General features: G+C 48.2%; 3 protein-coding genes and 1 pseudogene. 1 reads left to right on the top strand and 3 read right to left on the bottom strand.

What is annotated here, in order from left to right:
* The first annotated feature begins 78 nt into the window (after positions 1-78).
* Positions 79-2,322 (top strand): cyclic-guanylate-specific phosphodiesterase PdeF, encoded by a 2,244-nt coding sequence (gene pdeF / locus A7090_RS24215; RefSeq protein ID WP_105275794.1) that lies wholly within the window; start codon positions 79-81, stop codon positions 2,320-2,322.
* A gap of 38 nt (positions 2,323-2,360) precedes the next feature.
* On the opposite strand, the gene ppx is transcribed toward pdeF, so the two are convergent.
* The 3 genes and pseudogenes from ppx to purN form a co-directional block, all read right to left on the bottom strand.
* Positions 2,361-3,902 (bottom strand): exopolyphosphatase, encoded by a 1,542-nt coding sequence (gene ppx / locus A7090_RS24210; RefSeq protein WP_105275793.1) that lies wholly within the window; start codon positions 3,900-3,902, stop codon positions 2,361-2,363.
* A 4-nt stretch (positions 3,903-3,906) separates the two neighbouring features.
* Entirely contained in the window at positions 3,907-5,973 is a 2,067-nt protein-coding gene (gene ppk1 / locus A7090_RS24205; protein WP_105275792.1) for a polyphosphate kinase 1, read from the bottom strand.
* 170 nt (positions 5,974-6,143) lie between these two features.
* A pseudogene (gene purN, locus A7090_RS24200) lies at positions 6,144-6,255 on the bottom strand (phosphoribosylglycinamide formyltransferase); the annotation flags it as partial.

Here is a 6,255-nt window from a genome sequence, read left to right as displayed (position 1 = left end):
ACATGTGTCATTCCTTTTTGATTGTATATTACTGGAATGACACAGAATTTCTAACACTCCCGATTCTGCTGAGCATCTATGAAACTGAATGCAACTTATATAAAAATACGTGATAAATGGTGGGGGCTTCCGCTGTTCCTGCCTTCTTTAATCTTGCCCGTTTTCGCCCACATTAATACTTTTGCACATATTTCTTCCGGTGAGGTTTTTCTCTTTTATCTGCCTTTGGCACTGATGATCAGCATGATGATGTTTTTCGGCTGGGCGGCATTGCCAGGGATCGCCTTAGGAATTTTTGTCCGTAAATATGCAGAGCTGGGTTTTTACGAAACGCTCTCATTAACGGCTAATTTTATTATCATTACCATTCTCTGTTGGGGCGGTTACAGGGTCTTTACTCCCCGGCGTAACAACGTTTCACATGGCGATACCCGTTTAATTTCCCAGCGTATATTCTGGCAGATTGTGTTTCCTGCAACGCTGTTTCTGATATTTTTCCAGTTTGCTGCATTTGTAGGATTACTGGCGAGCAGAGAAAATTTGGTCGGCGTCATGCCTTTTAACCTCGGGACCTTAATCAATTATCAGGCCTTACTGGTGGGTAATCTGATCGGTGTCCCGCTGTGCTACTTCATCATTCGTGTGGTACGAAATCCGTTTTATTTGCGTGGCTATTATTCTCAATTAAAACATCAGGTTGACATCAAAGTCACCAAAAAAGAGTTTGCAATCTGGCTACTGGCATTAGGTTCTTTACTGTTTCTGTTATGCATGCCGTTAAATGAAAAAAGCACGATTTTTAGCACCAATTATACCTTGTCATTATTGCTGCCACTGATGATGTGGGGAGCGATGCGCTATGGTTATAAGCTGATTTCACTGCTCTGGGCGGTCGTGCTGATGATCAGCATTCATAGCTACCAAAATTACATTCCTATTTATCCTGGGTATACCACGCAGTTGACCATAACCTCCTCCAGTTATCTGGTATTTTCTTTTATTGTCAATTATATGGCTATACTGGCAACCCGTCAGCGAACGGTAGCCAGGCGTATTCAGCGGCTTGCGTATGTGGACCCGGTCGTTCATTTGCCAAATGTTCGCGCCTTGAATCGCGCGTTGCGTGATGCCCCATGGTCTGCGCTATGTTATTTACACATCCCTGGCATGGAAATGCTGGTAAAGAACTATGGCATCATGCTGCGGATTCAATACAAGCAAAAACTCTCTCACTGGCTGTCACCATTGCTGGAACCGGGTGAAGATGTTTATCAGCTTTCGGGTAACGATCTCGCGCTGCGACTGAATACAGAATCGCACCAGGAGCGCATTGCCGCTCTGGATAGCCATCTTAAGCAATTTCGTTTCTTTTGGGATGGAATGCCGATGCAACCGCAGATTGGCGTCAGTTACTGCTATGTGCGCTCGCCAGTGAATCATATCTACCTGCTGTTGGGAGAGCTAAATACGGTCGCCGAACTTTCCATCGTGACCAACGCCCCGGAAAATATGCAGCGTTGCGGGGCAATGTATTTGCAACGCGAATTGAAAGATAAAGTCGCGATGATGAATCGGCTGCAGCAGGCGCTGGAACACAACCATTTTTTCCTGATGGCCCAGCCGATCACCGGTATGCGTGGTGATGTCTACCATGAAATTCTTCTGCGCATGAAAGGTGAGAATGATGAACTTATCAGCCCCGACAGTTTCTTGCCGGTCGCGCATGAATTTGGTTTATCGTCGAGTATCGACATGTGGGTCATTGAGCATACGCTGCAATTTATGGCTGAAAACAGAGCGAAGATGCCCGCTCACCGTTTTGCTATTAATCTGTCGCCAACCTCGGTATGTCAGGCTCGTTTTCCTGTTGAGGTCAGCCAGCTGCTGGCTAAATATCAGATTGAGGCGTGGCAACTTATTTTTGAGGTCACCGAAAGCAATGCTTTGACCAATGTAAAGCAGGCGCAAATCACCTTGCAGCATCTTCAGGAATTAGGCTGCCAGATTGCAATTGATGATTTCGGCACCGGCTATGCCAGCTATGCGCGGCTTAAAAAAGTGAATGCCGATCTGCTTAAAATTAACGGCAGTTTTATCCGCAATATTGTGTCAAATAGTCTGGATTATCAGATAGTCGCGTCGATTTGCCACCTGGCGCGAATGAAGAAAATGCTGGTCGTGGTAGAGTACGTTGAAAACGAAGAGATCCGCGAGGCAGTGCTCTCTTTGGGGATCGATTATATGCAGGGTTATCTTATTGGTAAGCCGCAACCGTTAATTGATACGTTGAATGAAATCGAACCCATTCGCGAAAGTACCTGAATAATGCAGGCCGACATTTCTCGTCGGCCTGCAAAGCATTAAGCGGCGATTTCAGGTGTACTTTCTTCTTCAATTTTCAACTGCCAGCCAGCCACGCCTTCCCAGTATTCTTGCTCCTTTTCCAGATCAAGCAGTACCAGCGCATTCTGGCTAAACCAGTCATGCGGGAAACGCAGTGTCCAGTGACTGTCATCGGTAATCAGTGTCAATGTTGGCGGCGTGGTGGTTGCCTGACGTTGATTATTGAGTAATACGCCAAGGCGCAATAGCTGAATCAGTGGCAGGAACTGTTTCTTCTTAAACAAGGTAAAGCGCGGCAGATCGTCGAGCTTAATCGCTTTACGGTGATAGCGCACCAGTGTCGCCATCATCAGCTGCTGTTCCTGATTAAATCCCGGCAAGTCGCTGTTTTGCAGAATATAAGCGGAGTGGCGATGCAAACCGCTATGGTTGATATTCAACCCGACCTCATGCAGCATGGCCGCCCATCGCAGTAGCGCTTCCAGTTGCGGATGCGCCAGCTTCGGTTGCTGTTCTCGCCACTGTTCGTACATTTGCATCGTGGTATCCAGTACCCGTCGGGCCTGTTCACTGTCGATGTGATACTGGTTGGCGAGGCTACTGGCGGTGCGACTACGCACATCCTGATGACGGAAACGTCCTTCCATTTCATACAGTACGCCTTCGCGTAACGCTCCGTCAGAAAGGCGCAGTTCACGGATGGCTAAGGCATCAAACACACCGCATAAAATCGCCAGCCCAGGAACGAAGACAGTTTTCCGCTCTTCGGAAAGCCCCGGTAAACTCAGCGATGCGAAATTACGGTGCCGTAAAACTTCTTTCACCAGTTTTTCCAGACGTTCCGGGGTAATTATTCCGTCTTTCTCGCCCATCTCCGTCAACACTTCATGGGTGGCTTTTATGGTACCGGAAGCACCCATTGCCACGTTCCAGCCGTGAATTCGAAATTGCCAGGTTAAAGTTTCCAGCTTTTGTGCTGCCGCCATGCGAGCACGCTGAAAATTCTCTTTATTGATGACCCCGCCAGGGAAATAGAGCTGGGCAAAGCTGACGCAACCCATCCGGCGGCTTTCGACGAGAATCGGTTCGAAATTTTCACCAATCACCAGTTCCGTAGATCCACCGCCAATATCAATAACCAGTTTGCGACCTTTTTCCGGCTGGGTATGTTCCACGCCCATAAAAATCAGACGGGCTTCTTCATTACCGGAAATAATTTCAATCGGATAGGGAATGACCTTTTCTGCACGTTTCAGAAAGTCAGTGGCGTTCAGCGCCTGACGCAGCGTATGGGTGCCAACTATACAGACGCTGGCAGGAGAAAACCCTTGCAGCCGTTCAGCAAACAGCGACAGACAGTTTAAACCGCGCGTCATTGCCTCTTCACTCAACATATTATCTGGCCCTAGGCCATCTGCCAGATGCACCCGCTGTTTGAGGCGACCAATAATCTGCATGGCACCATCCACCACACGGGCAATAACCATGTGGAAACTGTTTGAACCAAGATCGACCGCAGCAAACTCCTGCGGACGAGGGGATTTGTCGTGTATTGGCATAGGGCTATTCAGGTTGTTCGAGTGATTTGATGTAGTCGTAAATCGCCAACTGTGCCCGTACTTTGCGGCGATTGCCGCGGGGAACGTAGCGGTTACTGAGTTCTTTATCGATATAACGCGCTTTGACCGTATCGCTGAACAATATGTCGATGATGTCCAGGACCTGCTGCTTCAGGCGCGGATCGAGCAGCGGTGTCGCCACTTCAATACGATAATCAATATTGCGCGTCATCCAGTCGGCAGAAGAAAGGTAGACCTTTTTATCGCCGCCATTTTCAAAAATATAAACCCGGTCATGTTCAAGGTAACGATCAACAATACTGATGGCACGAATGTTGTCGCTAATACCCTCCAGATTGGGGATTAGCGAACACATTCCGCGAACCAGCAGATTAACCGGCACACCGGAGCTGGAGGCCGCATATAAACGATCAACCAGACCTTTATCAACAAGGTTATTTAACTTCAGGGTGATACCACTCGGCAGCCCTTGCTGCGCGTTGGCGATCTCGCGGTCCACCATTTCATACAACAGACGGCGGGAGTTTTGTGGCGACACCATTAAATAATCAAATGTCACCGGACGGTATGGATTTTCAATAAAGTTGAACACCCGCCGTACTTCGTTAGTGATGCGCGCATCGGCGGTCAGCAATGAATAGTCAGTATAAAGACGCGCGGTTTTTTCGTTAAAGTTCCCGGTCCCGATGTGTGCGTAACGCACGACTTCACCGTTTTCTCTACGTGAAATCAGGAACAGTTTGGCGTGAATTTTCAGCCCCGGCGCAGAGAAGATAACGTGCACGCCTGCTTCGGTCAGGCGCTTCGCCCAGTGAATGTTGGCTTCTTCGTCGAAACGCGCCTGTAACTCAACCACCACGGTGACTTTCTTACCGTTGTGCGCGGCGTGGATCATCGAGTCGATGATGCGTGAATCTTTCGCCACGCGGTAAATGTTAATTTTAATCGCCAGTACGCTCGGGTCGAACGAAGCCTGACGCAGCAGTTCCAGTACATGCTCAAAGGTGTGATAAGGATAATAGAGCAGCACATCGCGTTCGCGAATAGCATCAAAACCATTACGGAACTGGGCTTTATCAAACCAAATATGGCGTAAACGCGGCAGTGGTTTGTTCACCAGATTGGCTTTGCCAACATTGGGGAAATTAATAAAGTCTTTAAAATTGTGATAACGGCCACCGGGGACGATGGAGTCGTAGCGGGAAATAGTCAGTTTTTCGCGTAACACTTCAACCAGTGCATTGGGCATATCGCGCTGATAAACAAAACGCACCGGCTCAGCAGTTAAACGCTGTTTCAGACTGGAAGACATCAACTCCATCAGGCTGGCTTCCATCTCGTGCACTAAATCGTATTCGGCATCGCGGGTCATCTTCATTGAATAGGCATTCAGCGCATCATAATCAAAGAAGCCTTTGAAAATATCATCAAGGCAGTAACGCAGAATGTTATCCAGAAGAATCATCGGCTTGCGTCGACGCGGCGCTTCCGGCGGTAAATTCACAAAGCGCGGCACTTTATCTGATGGGATCTCCAGCAGCGCGTAACGGATGGTATCGCCACGGATAATTTCCACCGCCAGATAGGTGTAATCATCCTTCAGGAACTGCACTAAGTCTGTGTCAGGATTGATTAAAATCGGCGTAATGTGCTGACGCAGATACTGCTTAAAATAATGACGCAGCCAGTTTTGTTGATTGACGGAGAGCTGGCGTTCATTAATCAGGAAGATTTGGTTGCGCGCCATCTCCAGCAGTAGCTCGTTGTAGAGACTGTCGAACTCCTGATCGGCTTTCAGTACCCGGGACTGAATTTTACCCAGCAAATGGCGGGAATGAGAGTTGGAACCTTGTTCTTCGCTAATAATGATGCGTCGCTTCAATTCAGCGAAGCGGACTTTATAGAACTCATCAAGATTATTGGAATAGATCCCCAGGAAACGCATTCTTTCAATCAGCGGGTTAGATTTGTCCGCCGCTTCCTGAAGCACGCGTTCATTGAACGATAACCAACTGAGCTCTTTCTCGATGTATAGCTTTTCCTGACCCATTACCACTTTTACTCCGTTTTATTCACGGGACACTACCTGGATATTATGGCGAGCAATATTGGCAGATGTCCAACTATGCCAGAAAAGGGGGAAAAAAACTGCTGGAGCTTGCGATTTACAGGTGAAGTGAAAAACGCCAGCGGCAGAGCTGGCGTTTTAACTACGGGGCATTACTCGTCGGCAGCGTAGCCTTGCGGCGGCAGACGCTGACCATCCAGCCACGCGGCGTTTTCATGCATCTTCAGACGGCCATCGACAAACCAGCTAATCACCAGTGGATAA

The sequence above is a fragment of the Escherichia sp. MOD1-EC7003 genome, from assembly GCF_002965065.1.
Taxonomy (GTDB): domain Bacteria; phylum Pseudomonadota; class Gammaproteobacteria; order Enterobacterales; family Enterobacteriaceae; genus Escherichia.
The sequence above is the reverse complement of the archived record's forward strand: the minus strand, read 5'-3'. Positions and strand labels throughout refer to the sequence as shown.

What these genes read in the sequence shown, in the direction of transcription:
- ppx (WP_105275793.1), bottom strand. Translation starts at nt 3,902, where the DNA reads ATGCCAATACACGACAAATCCCCTCGTCCGCAGGAGTTTGCTGCGGTC.
- ppk1 (WP_105275792.1), bottom strand. Translation starts at nt 5,973, where the DNA reads ATGGGTCAGGAAAAGCTATACATCGAGAAAGAGCTCAGTTGGTTATCG.
- pdeF (WP_105275794.1), top strand. Translation starts at nt 79, where the DNA reads ATGAAACTGAATGCAACTTATATAAAAATACGTGATAAATGGTGGGGG.